Source organism: Ruegeria sp. Alg231-54 (assembly GCF_900143525.1).
GTDB lineage: Bacteria > Pseudomonadota > Alphaproteobacteria > Rhodobacterales > Rhodobacteraceae > Ruegeria.
Map to the genome: position 1 here is coordinate 45,377 of NZ_FREZ01000004.1, position 15,208 is coordinate 60,584.

The 15,208-nt window shown below is 55.4% G+C and carries 13 protein-coding genes and 2 pseudogenes; 10 read left to right on the forward strand and 5 right to left on the reverse strand.

Annotated features, from left to right (window positions below; all coding sequences use genetic code 11):
- Positions 1 to 11 precede the first annotated feature (11 nt).
- Positions 12 to 578, reverse strand: a pseudogene (locus DHN12_RS09360) (LysE family translocator); the annotation flags it as partial.
- A gap of 334 nt (positions 579 to 912) precedes the next feature.
- On the opposite strand from DHN12_RS09360, the gene DHN12_RS09365 reads away from it, so the two are divergent.
- The 3 genes and pseudogenes from DHN12_RS09365 to DHN12_RS24800 all read left to right on the forward strand — a co-directional run bounded on the left by DHN12_RS09365 (position 913) and on the right by DHN12_RS24800 (position 4,859).
- A complete protein-coding gene (locus tag DHN12_RS09365) occupies positions 913 to 1,494 on the forward strand; it encodes a methylenetetrahydrofolate reductase C-terminal domain-containing protein (protein WP_108859961.1) in 582 nt (193 codons plus the stop codon).
- Complete coding sequence (locus DHN12_RS09370) at positions 1,491 to 2,480, forward strand: methylenetetrahydrofolate reductase (protein ID WP_108859962.1); 990 nt, start codon at positions 1,491 to 1,493, stop codon at positions 2,478 to 2,480. Before DHN12_RS09365 ends, DHN12_RS09370 begins: the two co-directional genes overlap by 4 nt.
- Before the next feature lie 627 nt (positions 2,481 to 3,107).
- A pseudogene (locus tag DHN12_RS24800) lies at positions 3,108 to 4,859 on the forward strand (DUF3604 domain-containing protein).
- 271 nt (positions 4,860 to 5,130) lie between these two features.
- Here the strand turns inward: DHN12_RS24800 and DHN12_RS09380 are convergent.
- Positions 5,131 to 6,567: an arylsulfatase gene (locus DHN12_RS09380; protein WP_108859963.1), complete on the reverse strand. Its 1,437-nt coding sequence runs from the start codon at positions 6,565 to 6,567 to the stop codon at positions 5,131 to 5,133.
- 254 nt (positions 6,568 to 6,821) lie between these two features.
- Here DHN12_RS09380 and DHN12_RS09385 point away from each other — a divergent pair, with 254 nt between their 5' ends.
- Entirely contained in the window at positions 6,822 to 8,759 is a 1,938-nt protein-coding gene (locus DHN12_RS09385; RefSeq protein ID WP_108859964.1) for a DUF3604 domain-containing protein, read from the forward strand.
- Between the two features lie 189 nt (positions 8,760 to 8,948).
- Here the strand turns inward: DHN12_RS09385 and DHN12_RS09390 are convergent, their stop codons facing one another.
- From DHN12_RS09390 to DHN12_RS09395, 3 genes are read right to left on the reverse strand one after another with little or no spacing between them, the layout of a single operon-like run.
- Complete coding sequence (locus DHN12_RS09390; protein ID WP_108859965.1) at positions 8,949 to 9,401, reverse strand: hypothetical protein; 453 nt, start codon at positions 9,399 to 9,401, stop codon at positions 8,949 to 8,951.
- Entirely contained in the window at positions 9,398 to 9,547 is a 150-nt protein-coding gene (locus tag DHN12_RS24430; protein ID WP_159090006.1) for a hypothetical protein, read from the reverse strand. Before DHN12_RS24430 ends, DHN12_RS09390 begins: the two co-directional genes overlap by 4 nt.
- Positions 9,548 to 9,586: 39 nt before the next feature.
- Complete coding sequence (locus DHN12_RS09395; protein WP_108859966.1) at positions 9,587 to 10,114, reverse strand: hypothetical protein; 528 nt, start codon at positions 10,112 to 10,114, stop codon at positions 9,587 to 9,589.
- A gap of 1,306 nt (positions 10,115 to 11,420) precedes the next feature.
- Here DHN12_RS09395 and DHN12_RS09410 point away from each other — a divergent pair.
- From DHN12_RS09410 to DHN12_RS09435, 6 genes are all read left to right on the forward strand, one after another.
- Positions 11,421 to 11,687, forward strand: coding sequence for a hypothetical protein (locus DHN12_RS09410; protein ID WP_108859968.1), 267 nt, complete (start codon positions 11,421 to 11,423; stop codon positions 11,685 to 11,687).
- A 257-nt stretch (positions 11,688 to 11,944) separates the two neighbouring features.
- Positions 11,945 to 12,379 (forward strand): hypothetical protein, encoded by a 435-nt coding sequence (locus tag DHN12_RS09415; protein WP_234416604.1) that lies wholly within the window; start codon positions 11,945 to 11,947, stop codon positions 12,377 to 12,379.
- Positions 12,376 to 13,041, forward strand: a complete 666-nt coding sequence (locus DHN12_RS09420) for a MotA/TolQ/ExbB proton channel family protein (protein WP_108859969.1) — start codon at positions 12,376 to 12,378, stop codon at positions 13,039 to 13,041. Before DHN12_RS09415 ends, DHN12_RS09420 begins: the two co-directional genes overlap by 4 nt.
- Positions 13,034 to 13,399: a biopolymer transporter ExbD gene (locus DHN12_RS09425; protein ID WP_234416605.1), complete on the forward strand. Its 366-nt coding sequence runs from the start codon at positions 13,034 to 13,036 to the stop codon at positions 13,397 to 13,399. Before DHN12_RS09420 ends, DHN12_RS09425 begins: the two co-directional genes overlap by 8 nt.
- A complete protein-coding gene (locus DHN12_RS09430) occupies positions 13,396 to 13,773 on the forward strand; it encodes a biopolymer transporter ExbD (protein WP_108859970.1) in 378 nt (125 codons plus the stop codon). The genes DHN12_RS09425 and DHN12_RS09430 overlap by 4 nt, the downstream gene beginning before the upstream one ends.
- Entirely contained in the window at positions 13,770 to 14,906 is a 1,137-nt protein-coding gene (locus tag DHN12_RS09435) for an energy transducer TonB (RefSeq protein ID WP_108859971.1), read from the forward strand. Before DHN12_RS09430 ends, DHN12_RS09435 begins: the two co-directional genes overlap by 4 nt.
- Positions 14,907 to 15,208: the final 302 nt, after the last annotated feature.

The window sequence follows — 15,208 nt, forward strand, 5'->3', positions numbered from 1 at the left end:
ATCTCAAATACGACCGACATCCAAATGCCAGCAGCTTGAAGCCAGCGCATGAACACCGCTGACGAAAAAAAGATCGCCGCAAAAGCATTCAAAATTGCACCAAGCAATCCGACTTGAAACGCTATGATGATCATCAACCAACCGGGGCTTGCCGGTAGGATAAATGCTGTCAGAATTGACCCAAAAAACAAAACCGCCTTTGGGTTTGTCATCATTACAAAGTATGCTGTTCGAATGGGTGCATTAGTTGCAGGTGATCTGACATTAGCATCCAGGCGGAACATGCCGCCCCGCCGCCCCGCTCGAAAAGCGTTTACTCCTAGATAGATAACATACCCCGCCCCAAGCAATCTCAAAGAGACATAGAGGGATGGGACCACCTCAATCCCGGAAACGGCGATCAACGTCCAAGTTAACGAACCGGAAGCGATACCCATTGCAGCTTTTAGTCCGGCCAGGCGACCGGCGGTCACTGAAGCTGTTATAATTGTCAGGTGGTTTGGACCCGGCACTGCCCGACCAACAATTTGAATGACTGCGATTGGGAATAGTATTCTCAGGAGGGTGCTGGCTTCCATCGTCAAAACATCCTACGCATTTTTCCCGGATTCCAGAAAACAAGTTTTTGCTCTGAGAAAATCTGTATGAGCACGGACACTAAGCACGTATTACCGCGTCACAGGGCGAAAAATTCGCGACACCTTTGGGCTCTTATCAACAATCGATGAGGCCCGCTGAGAATGTCTGCTGCGAGCCCTTAGTAACGAACGCTGCACTCGGAACCAATGTCAGCTACCGGGCCAGTGTACCTTGAGTCGGGTGGGACTGGGCGGCAGTGATATGTAAGCGCTACATTACGTATGGGAAATTGTCGACCCGTGCTAAGGTCAAGCCTCCACAAGGAACAAACCTATGTACCGTGTCCGACTTTTTGCCACTCGCCACTCGCGCGCATTTGAATGGATCTACAAGCGTGTCGAGCAGGTCATGGTGGCGCTAGACCCCCTTTTCGCAAGAATTGGCTACAACCGTGTCGAGCACCCGATTGTCCTTATCGAAAAGGGAGTGAAGACACTTCTTTTCGATTGCAAAATGTGCGGGCAATGTGTGTTGTCCTCAACCGGCATGTCCTGTCCGATGAACTGCCCCAAACAGCTGCGCAATGGTCCCTGTGGTGGGGTGCGGAAGGGAGGGTATTGCGAGGTGAAGCCTGAAATGAAATGCGTTTGGACGCTGGGCTGGGACGGGGCCAGCCACATGAAAGACGGGGCCGCGAAGATCAGGGAGGTTTTGCCACCTGTCGATCGCAGTTTGCAAGGCTCTTCCTCGTGGTTGCGCGTCAGTCGCGAAATGGCGGTACTGAACCGTGAAAAACGGGATGCGGCCCGCATGGCCCTTGCTGACGCCTTTCCAGAGGCACGATTGCAGGAACCAAGCTCGGCTCCTCTGGCAGACGAGCCACCCAAGGCCACGACCACAGGGCGCGGCACATGAGCGATACTTCACCCATCGAAAACACCCTGCTGCCCTATGCCAAGCCACTTGAGGGTCATGTTTCTCACAGTCGGCTTGAGCGTGTTTTGCGCTCGGGCCGCTTTGCGGTGACGGCTGAATTGAACCCGCCCGACAGCGCCAATGCGGCGGATGTTTTTGATGCGGCCCAGCCCTTGGGAGAGGTCGCGGATGCGATCAATGCCACCGACGCATCGGGGGCCAATTGCCATATGTCCTCCATCGGCATCTGTGCTCTGCTGACCCGCGCGGGCTATTCCCCGGTTTACCAGATTTCCTGCCGCGACCGGAACCGTATCGCCATTCAGGGCGATGTTTTGGGGGCTGCCGCGCTGGGTGTCAGTAACGTGCTTTGCTTGACGGGCGATGGCGTGGGCGTGGGCGATCAGCCCGGCGCGAAACCGGTGTTCGATTTTGATAGCCTCAACTTGCTGCGCACCTTGCGCACAATGCGCGACGAAGGTGTGTTTCTGTCGGGGCGAAAACTGTCCAGCCCACCGCAGTTGTTCCTCGGGGCGGCAGAAAACCCGTGCATCCCACCTTATGAGTGGCGTGCGGACCGCCTGACCAAAAAGGTCGAGGCCGGGGCCGATTTCATCCAAACCAACTATATTTTTGACATTCCCCTCTTTGGGGCATTCATGGAGCGGGTGCGTGATGCCGGCATGGACAAGCGCGTGTTTGTCATCGCCGGGGTCGGCCCTCTCGCCTCGGCCAAGGCGGCGCGGTGGATGCGCAGCAACGTGCCGGGCATTCACATCCCCGATGCCATCATCGACCGGTTGGAGGTGGCGCAAAACCCTTCGGATGAGGGCAAGAAAATATGCATCGAGCTGATCCAGCAACTGCGCGAGATTGTGGGCGTCTCAGGCGTGCATATTATGGCCTATCGGCGCGAACACCTTGTCTCCAGCATCATCCTTGAATCGGGTGTTCTGGCAGGACGGCGCAAGCGGAAGAAAGGTTAACCTGTCTGGTCGGATAAACATTGCGTGTCGTTATTGATCTTGCGGAACAGCCGACCACTTGCAGCGACTGGCAGACTTCTAACCGTGCTGCTTTTCGCAGCAGACGTAATGTTCAGATTGCTGCCGTTGGAGCGGGCGCAGCGAGTTCACACTTTGTCTGCTCACCTGTTATTTTCCACCTAGTCCTGAATGTCGGGAATATGCGGTTCGCGACGTGCTGCACATGCGAAAAACCGAAGCTTGACCGATGGCGGCAATGGGTTCAACAGCAGACATTCGAAAGCTAATAATAAGGAGCGCCGGATGTCGGCTCTGCGGGACAAAACCGCCGTTCGCAGCAGCGCAGCATATTAAACGGATTACAGCTGATTGATATGCCGCAAGGTGCACCCTCTGCGATTAGGTTGGAAGTCAATACTGTGTTAGGATCGCCTAAAAGTCAGTTTGAAGGATGGGGGGATAGTCATGAAACACGCCAAAATTTTTAAAAAAATTGCGATGGGACTTGCTAGCTCAGCATTCTTGACTTCAACGAGCGCTTTGGCGTTTGAAGGTGTCGTGTCAGAAGCCACTGTCGATGCCGGGACCGACTATTCGCCATTTGTTGATCGGTCGTATCCGGATCAGGTGCTTTTTGGCGATTTGCACTTTCATACAGAAATTTCCTTTGACGCCGGGTTGGTAGGTACTTCACTCAACATTCACGACGCCTTTCGTGTGGCGCGCGGCGAGCGGATCCTCTCTAACACCGGACAATCGGTGCAACTTGTCCGGCCACTAGATTTTCTGGCCATCACAGAACATGCGGAGATGCTCGGACTGTCCACCGCCATCCGCGCGGCAGACCCCCGCCTGCTGGCTGACGAATGGGGTCGCCTGACATACGAGCGGTTCAATTCGGGACAGGAAGGGCGGATGGCAGCCTTCGCCGACATAATCGAAATATCGACAGTGCAGGGCCGCGACCCTACGGCGGGTTTGAATCTCGATGGCGACTTGTGGCAACAGATCATTGAAACCATTGACCACTACAACAATCCCGGCGTTTTCACAGCGATTGCGGGTTACGAATGGACATCGACCCCGCTTGGGAACAACCTGCACCGCGTCGTTCTCTTCGGTGACGGGGCGGATAAGACAAGCCGCACCCGCCCTTTCACGTACTTCGACAGCGAAGATCCTGAGCCGATGTGGGATCACTTGGCTGCCTACGAAGAGGAAACCGGTGGCAGCGCGATTTCGGTACCACACAATGGGAACGTGTCGAATGGTATCATGTTTGCGCCAACCAAGTTCGACGGATCACCCATGGATGCGGACTATGCAGCCAAACGCGCCCGTTGGGAACCAATGCACGAGCTAACGCAAATAAAAGGCGATGAAGAAACACATCCGATGTTGTCGCCAGATGATGAATTTGCCAACTTCGAAACATGGGACGTCGCAAATCTCGCAGGGACAGCCGCCAAAGAACCTGAGATGCTGCGTTATGAATACGCGCGCTCGGCGCTCAAAGTAGGGCTTGAGATCAAGCGTGAGATCGGTGTGAACCCGTTCAAATCAGGTTTCACAGGCACAACGGATTCCCACACGGCGCTCCCGACAACGCGTGAAGACAATTACTTTGGCAAGTACCAGCACACAGAGCCGTCGCCAATACGGCACAACCTTGATGTGATCCCATCGGACGACCCGGCGCTGCGGATTGTCACCGCGCAGGAATCCGCGGCAGGGTTGACCGCCGTCTGAGCGCGCGAAAACACCCGCGAGGAAGTACATGGAGCGATCTCCCGCAAGGAGGCCTATGCCACTACTGGCAGCAGAATCCGTGTGCGCGTCTTTGGCGGATGGGACTTTGATGCAGAGGACCTTAGCGCCCCCGACTTTGCGGCGCACGGTTATCGTAATGGAGTGCCGATGGGCGGCGATCTGGCCAATGCGCCGGATGGGGCCGCACCCGGATTCCTGATCCGCGCCCTGCGCGACCCTGATGGTGCTAACCTGGACCGCGTGCAGATCATCAAGGGCTGGATCGACGGGAGCGGCGAGACCTTTGAGCGCATCTATGATGTTGCGGTGTCAGGAGGTCGCGAGATCGGCACAGACGGTCGCGCCCGCGAACCTGTCGGCTCGACTGTCAACGTTGAGAAGGCAACTTACAATAACTCAATTGGGGCCGCAGCACTGGACGGATATTGGCAGGACCCAGACTTTGACGCCTCTCAGAATGCCTTCTACTACGTGCGCGTTATTGAGATTCCAAAACCGCGTTGGACCACAATTGATGCTGCGTATTACGACGTTCCTTTACCGAATAGCGTTCCAGCAGAAATACAGGATCGCGCTTACACTTCGCCAATATGGTACAGTTCAAACTAGTACCTTGTATTATATCCGGTGCCGTTAACGCGGCGCGCCAGAACTCTCTATTGCTGCGAATGCAAATTGACTTGCCAGAAGAATGCCTGCTTTGGGCTCAACGCGGTCATCTGAGCACTTTTGACGGATGCCCACAAAGCGGCTGAAACCGGACACTCAATACCAGTCGGCACGCGGCAACGTCTGCTTTGACCTCCCGCTGACCGCTTATGCGGGAACCGGACCTTGATTTGAACAGGAGCTACGTCCGAGTTGCGGACAAAACTGCCGCTCAGTCATTGGGTGGTTCGTAGGGGTCTGGCGTTCCCGGCGGGACCAGAGGGTACTCCTTGAACGTTGCGATGTGCTCCTGCAACTGCGGTAGCGCCTTTTCGACCACCCATGTGTGGGGGAAGAGTACGCTTTCGCGCTCGTGCGGATCATTCAGAAGATTGTAGACTCTTGGTGTGTCAAAGGAATTTGTCACACCAAAAGCTGTCGTATTCTCTTTGAACAGGACTTTCCAATCCTTCCATTTAACGCCGAAAATCTGTTCACCCATGTAAACGATCACGCCATCTCGATTTGAATTTGGCTGGGCACCGAGAAAGAATTGGGATTGGTCGATGCCATCAAAGGCTCGGTCTCGTGGCACCTTGCCGCCTGCAAACGCCGCGAGTGTCGGAAAGAGGTCCATCGAGTGGACAACATCGTTACTCGCAGAACCGGCAGGGATTTTCCCAGGCCATTTGATCGCAAAAGGTACGCGCATACTTCCCTCGAGGCTGGTGAAGAGAGTGCCACGCCAAGGTCCTGCGGTGCCATGAACCGCAGGGACTGGAGAGACGTTCGCATTTCCAACTGGCAGAGCTTCGGGGCCGTTGTCGGCAGTAAAGATCACCACGGTATCATCCGAAACACCCGCGGTCTCCAACGCATCAACGATGCGCCCGATGTAGGTGTCAGTCTGAAGTAGAATGTCGGCCCAAACACCGTTTCCAGTGGCACCATCGAATTCCTCGGACGCGATGTTTGGATAGTGGGTCTGCGTATAAGCAAGATAAATGAAAAAGGGTGCGTCGTCCACGCTCTTCGCTTCGATGAATTCGATAGCCTTTTTTGTCAGGTCACCATCTATCTCGCCGCGATAGTCCAGATCATAGTCCCGCACTATGGATGCTGGCTCACCCGAAACACCTTGCTTGACGACGGGCTCTTCCATCTCGGCTTCAGCAAATCCCGGAAGCGTTCGCCAGACTGTAACGTCAGTGGTTTCGACGCCGTAAAACTCGTCGAATCCTTGATTCGTTGGATAGCGCCCCGCAGACCAGCCGAGGTGCCATTTTCCGTACATGGCCGTGTTGTATCCGGCATCCTTTAGCATCTCGGCCATAGTGATTTCCCATTGAGTCAGACCGTAGACGCCGCCGCCCAGTGGGACCGTATGGTTGCCGCTCCGGATGCCGTAACGCCCTGTCATAGTCGCAGCTCGAGAGGGAGTGCACTGACTTTCCACATTAAAGTTCGTGAGCCTAAATCCTTCTGCAGCCAGGGCATCCATTTCGGGAGTCGCTGTACCGCGGATTATGCCACCACCGTTGAATCCTGGCTCACCCCAACCAAAGTTATCTAGAAATATGAATACGATATTGGGTTTGTCTTGAGCCGAGGCAACTGTGGCAAATAGAAGAAAAAAGGACAGTAGGAATGTTCGTGAGAACCACTTCATGACAACGCCTCCAATCAAGATCACTGGCCTAAGACTGACGAACAAGAGCACCCATCGTCAAGAACGGCTACTCACTGCGGCACCTGAAGCAAGGTGGCTGAGCGTCACCCTTATGGGCGAACTCGAGGTTCAGAAATAATCGAACCTCTCTCAGGATCGCTGGTGCCCAAATTAGAAAAACCGTTGTTTTACTTGACGAACTGCCGCGCCAGATGTTGCCATAGGCTGGCATTCAGCTCTGCTGGGAGGTTCCAATGAAGTTTTTTCTGACATCGACAGCAATCGTTTCTGCCACGTTCATGGCAAGCTCTTCAAATGCTCAAGAGGCTGCACAAGGTGGGCAAGTTGGGGAGATGACTATATCGGTTGATGATATGCGCGAACCTGCACCGGCTGATTTCTCACCGTACGCTGGGCGTGATTTTCCTACGCGTCCTCTGTGGGGTGACACCCACATTCACACGTCAAATTCGCTCGACGCGCGCGGATTTGGAGTCATTCTGAGCCCGGACGATGCCTATAGATTTGCACGCGGTGAGGAAGTCACGACATCGCACGGCCTGCGCGTGCAGTTATCGCGCCCGCTCGACTGGCTTGTCGTTGCCGATCACTCTGATGCCATGGGCGCTATGAATGAAATCATCGCCGGAAACTCAACATTGATGCGTGACCCAACGCTTCGAGACTGGAGCGAACGACTTAACGCCGGCGGAGACGTCGCTCTAGGCGCAACAATGGAAGTCATTGAAACTTTCGCGGGTATTACGGGAGATGCACTTCCCGAGGCAGTTTCAGATCGAAGATTTGTACAATCCGTCTGGGACAATTTCACGCAAACTGCGGATCACCACAACGACCCCGGGACTTTCACTGCGTTCATCGGATACGAGTGGACATCCACTGAAGCTGGAAACAACCTCCACCGCAACGTGATCTACCGAGATGATGCCATTCGCGCGCGGCAAATGCTACCTTTCACAACCGCAGAAACCTTTAATCCGGAACGGTTATGGGACTGGTTGGAAACATATGAACAAGAGACTGGCGGGCGTGTGCTGGCACTTGCCCACAACGGCAATGTCTCCAACGGTCTAATGTTCCCAGTCGAGACAAATCCGGAAACGGGTGAGCCATTAACCGAAGACTACGCAGAACGACGTGCAAAGTGGGAACCAATGTATGAGATCACCCAGATCAAAGGTGATGGAGAAACTCATCCGTTTCTAAGCCCGAACGATGAGTTCGCAGACTATGAAACATGGGATAAATCCAACCTCGGTCCGACACCCAAGGAAGACTGGATGCTCCAATACGAGTATGCACGTGAGGCTCTGAAGAACGGCCTAAAGCTAGAAGCTCAACTAGGCACCAATCCATACAAATTTGGAGTCGTGGGCTCGACTGACAGTCATACTGCTTTAGCGACAGCGGAAGAAGACAATTTCTTTGGCAAACACTCCGGTGTCGAACCGGAACCTGGCCGTTGGCAGCATGTCGTTGGCGAATTTGACGCGTTAAGGATTCTAGGGTGGGAAATGGCAGCCTCTGGCTATGCGGCGGTCTGGGCTGAAGATAACACACGTGAAGCAATATTCGACGCAATGGAACGGAAAGAAGTATATGGGACGACCGGTAGTCGTATTGCGGTTCGTTTCTTCGGTGCTTGGGACTTTACGGAAGCCGATGCAAAATCTCGTTTGCCCGCCGAAATAGGATACAAAAAAGGCGTGCCGATGGGCGGGGACCTCGCGGAAGCACCTGCAGACGCGGACGCTCCAACTTTCCTCATTGCTGCATTGAAAGACCCGTTTTCCGGCAATCTGGACCGCATTCAGATTGTGAAAGGTTGGTTGAATTCCAACGGTGACACTGAAGAGCACGTTTATGATGTGGCTTGGTCAGGAAACCGAGAGCAAGATGCGGACGGCAAATTACCAGCGGTGGGGAATACAGTGGATGTTGCAACGGGTACGTTTACTAATTCAATTGGGTCCCCGGAACTAATAACTGTTTGGCAGGACCCCGAATTCGATCCCTCTGTGCGGGCTTTCTACTATGCTCGTGTCTTGGAAATTCCTACCCCGAGGTGGACAATTTACGACACGGTTCGGTTCGGGGATGAACTACCTCCCGAGGTGCCGACGTCAACACAGGAACGTGCTTACACTTCGCCAATTTGGTATACTCCCTAGGGCTGAGATCATTAATAATCCAACGTCGTTCAACACAAATGTCCGACGGTTCCTATGACAACAACATTAGTCGGTCTTTATCCGTACGGACGACCGTTTTCGGCGCGATGCAGTCGTCTGACGGTTTCAGTAGAACATTGGGCCGGTTCTGAGGGCTTCAAGGTCCGCTGAGCGGGACAATTCCGACATTCAGTTTTCGACTTCGCTGACGCAACATCGGTTCGCACCAGTAAGCTTGGCCGAATTGGCGCCCGGCCCAAAGCTAGGCGAGGTCGATACCAAAACCCGATTGCACAGATCGGTCATCCGTCCGTTTGGCGTGCCGCGATGCTCGTTCCTGAGAAATATTTCGATGGACGCGGCTTGCCGCGGCAACATTTCAAGATAGACACCGTCTTCGTTGGGACTGGGAATGACGCGGTTCACGATGTCACGCGTGTGGGCGAACCTTTTTCGCTCCAAAACTCCCAGATACCGGATCAACTCGTCATGCAGATAGCGGTCGCGCAGCGCGCTGTCTCGTTCACCACGGTACAGCTTGGCACGTGCGGCCTGCAGGGCGGCTTGGTCGTCGTGAACTCCCCTTAATGACTGCTTGATGCGCCCTGAGCGCACGGATGCGGTAAGTTGGGCTGCGCTCATACAGCGACGTTCAGTGCGCCCGCAATCGCGCCTGCAACGGCAGGGTCCTGAAGGTAGCCGACGATGCCGTGCCGGTTCGGCGTTGTGTTATCGACGTTTCCGTTGTTGTCGATGGCCGGGTCAGTCCCAAAATATGGCGCCTCCAAAGGGTTCAGCGCTACGATGTCGCGTTCATCATAAGCGTTTTACCATCCTTCGTCAGCCGTGTTTTCGGGAACACCCAGCGTTGCAGCAATCGCCTTGATCTCCAATGGACTGCCAAGGGTTATGTATTTTTCAAGGTCAATGTTGGTTCGATTGTTACGGATAACGTTGTAGCCAACAACGGTTCCCAGCGAATGCCCAACGATGACGGTCGGCAGTGTGGTCAGGGTTTTCTCGTCGATCTCGTCGATGCCCTCCTGAACGAACTTGACTCGGACATACACAAAGACATCTCGCAGAAGCCATTCGATGCCTTTTTCCGACAGTTCCGGATACCGACTGTCGATGGCTTTGACAATGGCGTGAAGCCGTCCGCTGTTTAGCAACCCTTTTACCTTGGGCGCACCGGGCGGTAGCTGGCGCTCGCCGTCTTCCTCTGTCAGTTGATCGGAATCTTGGAGCATTTCATCCAGGACGCTGGCAACAAAGTCTCCGATCGCTTCATTCTCACCGTCCCCTTTGGCAAGCACGTCTGCAGGCAGCTCTGCCTGATCGGTGTAAGTGTCCAATGCGTCACCGTAGAAAGGGAAGTCAATCTTCAGATCAGGGGGCAGAGTCTTCCCCGCCCTTTCGACACCAACCCGAAGAGCCTGTTCCTAAATACGTTGAGCGTCGCCTCATCCTGTCCTCCCTGGGCACGTCCGTGTATAAAAAGCAGTTGCATAAATCTCCGATAGTGACTGAAATTGTGGTGTCAAAATCTCCATACCTCTAGCCGAGAAGGTGGTCCAAAGGCATGGTTGCAAATGGTCTCGAACCTCGTCGAACACCGGATCGATCGTCGCTCGGCCAAGCCCAAGCAGGTTCCAGCTTCGCGTAAGCATAGGACACTGGGACGCCACGGGTGTTTCCTCAAAATCACCCAGAATCTGGTGATCAAAGAGGTATACGCAAAGGTCCTCCCGAACAGCGCGATAGAGCATTCGGAACATATCCATCGCGTTTATCTCGGTTAAACTATAGGCCACATAGAGCGATAAGGCGGGATCAACCGAGGTTCCGTAGCTAATGTTATTGAAAAGTTCCGAAGCATTCGCTTTGCTTGCCAAACGAAACGCTTCAGCCTCGCTCGACAACGCTGCCAGAGCGCGGAGCCGGTCGAGCTGCGCCGCCTTTTCGTGATACGCACCTTAACGATAATCGTATTCCGCGGGAGCATAGCTAATTTGCGCCACACCGGTTTCGTTGACCACGATGTGACAGATATAACCGCGCATAGGCACGCGTACGTAGGGGTGGTGCTGGTGTTCGCCACGCGCTTTTCAGCAATCCATTTTAGAAGGTCGCGGCGGGTGTAGCGAACGGACCGACCGGACACTTTGATGAACAACCGGCCGCCGCCACGCTCGCGCCAATTTTGCAAAGCGCGGACAGAGTAACAATGGTAGTCTGCCGCTGTTTTTTCGTCGATCAACTGACCAAAGTAGTCTGGGTTAAGTTGTGTCTGCATCTTCGCCTCACTGCGGTTGAAGGTATTGAAGGCAGAATGCAGCGAAGATGATTCATGGTCTAATGGCGGCGAATTCTGACGTTAGTTATGACGACGCGGCGCAAGAGTGGTCAACATAAATTGCTGCTTTTACTTCATTATTGTCTGTGTGGTGAAGTCTGGCGAAATGCGGAGAAATGACTCTGGTCGTTCTTTTAATCAGTGGGTCGCAGGTTCGAATCCTGCACGGCTCACCACTTTTTTCAAAGGGTTAGCAAGGACAAAGGCTGGCCAACTCTGGCACGAGAGCTAAAGTCAAACTTTATCTGTTCTTAGGTGTGGTTTTGTGTGTTGAACCAGTCGGGCTCTAACTGCTGCACCAGCCGGTGAATGATGACTATGCCGCAAAGGGCGAACTGCCGACGGATTTGCACTACACTGCAATAGAAGGGATGTGGTTCGGGTTGGGATGCAACCCCGCCAATGTTTCATTTGTTCAGGGGCTTGGACAGCGGGATTTCGCGGATCCCTTGATGACCGAAATGTATGGGGCGACCACTATTTCCGGTCAGGTCAGCTTTGGCGTAACTGAGGCCAAAATGCGCAAATGGGAACTCAGAAAGATCGGTGGTTCGATCTACCGGACGACTTAGGAAGATTTATCTGTCTATACGCAGATTATTAAAAGCCGAAGCATCGTGATTTCAGCCGAACACGGTATGAAATCAAACGCCCTTGAGTGGCTGATCGACTGCGCGCTTGCGACCGCGCAAGAACGCTGACGTGGTCCCTATTCACAAACCCAAAGAGCCCCCCTTTCGCCAACCTCTTGCATTGACTATGTGTAGCTAAACGCCAGCGGAGCGTCGCCGGCCCTTGATGTCTGCCTTGAACAATCGGGAGCGTGCCAATGTTCTTTCTCCGTCCGGCACTTGCTGCATTTTGCGCGTGCACATTGCCTGCAATCGCCATCGCACAGACCGAAGCAGCTGCTTTGGACGGCCTGCAAATCGAGCTGAATTCGGTTCAGGATGTCGAAAACGCATGTCGACTGACGTTTGTGGTGGAAAACCAAACCGGGACAGCCATTGACGAAGCCAGCTTTGAGACGGTGATCTTTGATGCCTCCGGCAGCGTGGTCAGCTTGACGCTCTTCAATTTCCGTGACCTGCCAGCAGATCGCCCACGTGTACGCCAGTTCGATCTGCCGGGTATGGCGTGCAGCTCGGTCGGAAAAGCCCTGATCAACGGCACGAACACCTGCAAGGTGGCCGGGGCGGAGAGTTCGATATGTGAAGACGGGCTGAAACTGCAAAGCCGAACAGATGTGGAGTTGATTGGATGAGCCCCTTTGAAGCATTGCGCGAAATCCTTGATCTGGGCGGGCCTGTTGTTGCGATCCTGATCGCGATGTCGGTGGTGACTGTTGCGGTCACGCTTTACAAGCTTTGGCAATTCGCAGCATCTGGGGTCGGGCGTCACCGGGTGTTGTCCGAGGCGTTGGCTGCCTGGGATGCGGGCGATCCGCAAACCGCCCACGCCCGTCTGGACAAAAGCCGCAGTTACCTTGCCCCTCTGGTACGGGTCGCGATGAATGCCTCAGATACGCCGGGTCTGGAACAACGGCTGGATGCAGAGGCCGGTCTGGCGCTTGCCGGGCTTGAACGCGGCTTCCGACTGTTGGACACCGTGGCGCAGCTTGCGCCGCTGCTGGGTCTGTTTGGCACGGTCCTGGGGATGATTGAGGCATTCCGCAGCCTGCAATCCGCCGGGTCGTCGGTCGACCCATCATTGCTTGCCGGTGGCATCTGGGTTGCCCTGCTGACAACGGCAGTGGGGCTTGCCGTGGCGATGCCGACCTCGATGCTGTTGTCCTGGTTCGAAAGTCGCACAGCGCGTGAACGGGTCTTTGCGGACAAGGCGCTGCGCACAATTCTGGTGCCGGGGCAGGCCGTTCCGCAGGCCGACGATGTGCGGGCTGTGGCGACCGCCCCCGGACATGCGTAACACCGCACCCTTCGTACGGCGTCCCATGTCGATGACTCCGCTCATCGACGTGATTTTCCTGCTGTTGCTGTTCTTCATGTTGACCTCGACCTTTGCCAAATATGGCGAGATCGAGCTGAGCAATGCATTGGCCGGCAGCGCGACATCGGATGCACCGACCGAGCGGTTGTTCCTGCAGTTGGGGTCAGAGCGGCTGGTGCTGAACGGGCAATCGGTCTCTCTTAGTGATCTGGAAACGCAATTGGAGGCCGGGCAGGTTCTGGTCAGTTTGGACCCGGATACAACGGCGCAGCGCGTCATCGACGTTCTGGTCCGGCTGCGCGGGCGTGACGGGTTAAGCGTTCTGGTGCTGGAATGATCAAGTACAGGCGCCCCAAACGCAAACGCGACTCGACAATTGCGCTGATCAACGTCGTTTTCCTGATGCTGATCTTTTTCCTCCTCACCGGCACATTGGCTCCGCCGCTTGATCCGGATCTCGAGCTGGTGAACACCGCAGACCTTGAAGGGCGCGAGCCACCCGATGCGCTGATCCTGCACGCCGACGGCACGCTTAGCTATCGTGGAATTCCAACCGACCCTGAAACGCATATGCGTGACCAAGGGGCCGAGGCCGTGCGCATCGTCCCCGACCGAAACGCACCGGGCCCGCGTCTGATCGAGGTGACCGGCGCGCTACGCCGTCTGGGCGCGTCATCCGTCTTTGTTGTGACCGAGAAGGCGCTGGAATGATCCGCCGGTCTGTTATGATCGCGGCGGCAGCCATTCTGGTGTCGCTGTTTTTGCACCTGATAGGGTTAAGCGTCACTGGGCAGCGGCTTGCAGAAGACGCGCCAGGCGGCCAAGCGACTGAATCAATTGAGCTAAGCACGACATTCGAGGATCTTGCCGAGGTTGTCGCCGAGCCGGTTGAACCCGAACCGGCCGAGGCACCAGAGCCACCGGTTGAAACGCTGCCTGAGGAACCGGAAATCCCGGTCAGTGAGGCGCTTGTGGCGTCGGAAAACCCGCAGGAGGTTTACGCGCCTGATATCGGCGAAGCCGAAGTGGTCCAGCCGACTGCCACGGAACCGGTTGAGCCTGATGTGGCAGAGACCGAAAACACATCCGAAGGCGATGCCGCCGCCAGCGAAGATGTCAATGAAACTCCGCCGGTTGAGGCGGAAACAGCAACCGATGTGCCCGAAGAAATCCCCGAGGCAGTCGCGGTCGAGCCAGAGGTCGCGACCGAAGTCCAGCCCGTATCACCCCAACCGCAAGAGCTGGCGGCGCTGCCGGTCACCCCGTCGCCCGAGGCCGCGATTCCCGTTGTCCCGTTGGAGACCGAGGCGATTGAGCCGGATGATCCGGTTGAACCGACCGACCAGGATGCGACGGAGGACGTGACAGAACTGGCCGTGACGTCTTCGATCCGACCGCAGCGCCCCGACCGGCAACCAACGCCCGAAAGGCGGGGCACCCTGAACGGCGCGCGCGACTTTAGCGAGTTGCAGTTCCCGTCAGAGGTGGTTGAATCGCCCCTTTACGCCTACAGGCGCGAAGGGCTGGATGCCTTCACGTCTGGCAGCAGTGGCAGCCGTTCGGGCGGGCGTGGCCCCGGCAATTCGGACACCACCAATTATGCGGGTGAAGTCTTGGTCCACCTGAACCGCGCGCCCCCGGTATTTGTTGCTGCCCGGGGATTTGCCAAGGTATTTTTCGAAATCAATCCCGATGGTACGCTGGCCTGGGTCGATGTCATCGACAGTTCTGGGTCGTCCGATGTTGACCGGGCCGCAAGGGCGCAAGTGCAGGCGGCCTCGCCCTTTCCGCTGCCGCCGGGTGGGGTCAGCCGCAAGCTGTCCTTCTTCTACACCAGCAATTGATTGGCAGGATTGAGTCCCTCACCCGTGCAATACAGAACCAGTTTTGGGCGGGATTTCGCCCGAATCCACCATTTCCGATGTGCGGGCACACGACACAGGAAGTCTCATTTGCAAACCTGAATTATTTTTGCCATTTAAAGAGGTGTCGCCGCATTTCTGTGATCAAATCTTTGTAACGAAGTACGACTGAATACGAAAACACACGTAAATGCTCGGGAAATTGGACTGTCGGCATTTTCTGCATTTGCAAAGATGCAACAAGTGCCCAGTGCGCGCCACGAGAAATGCTGCGAATTCGTTGC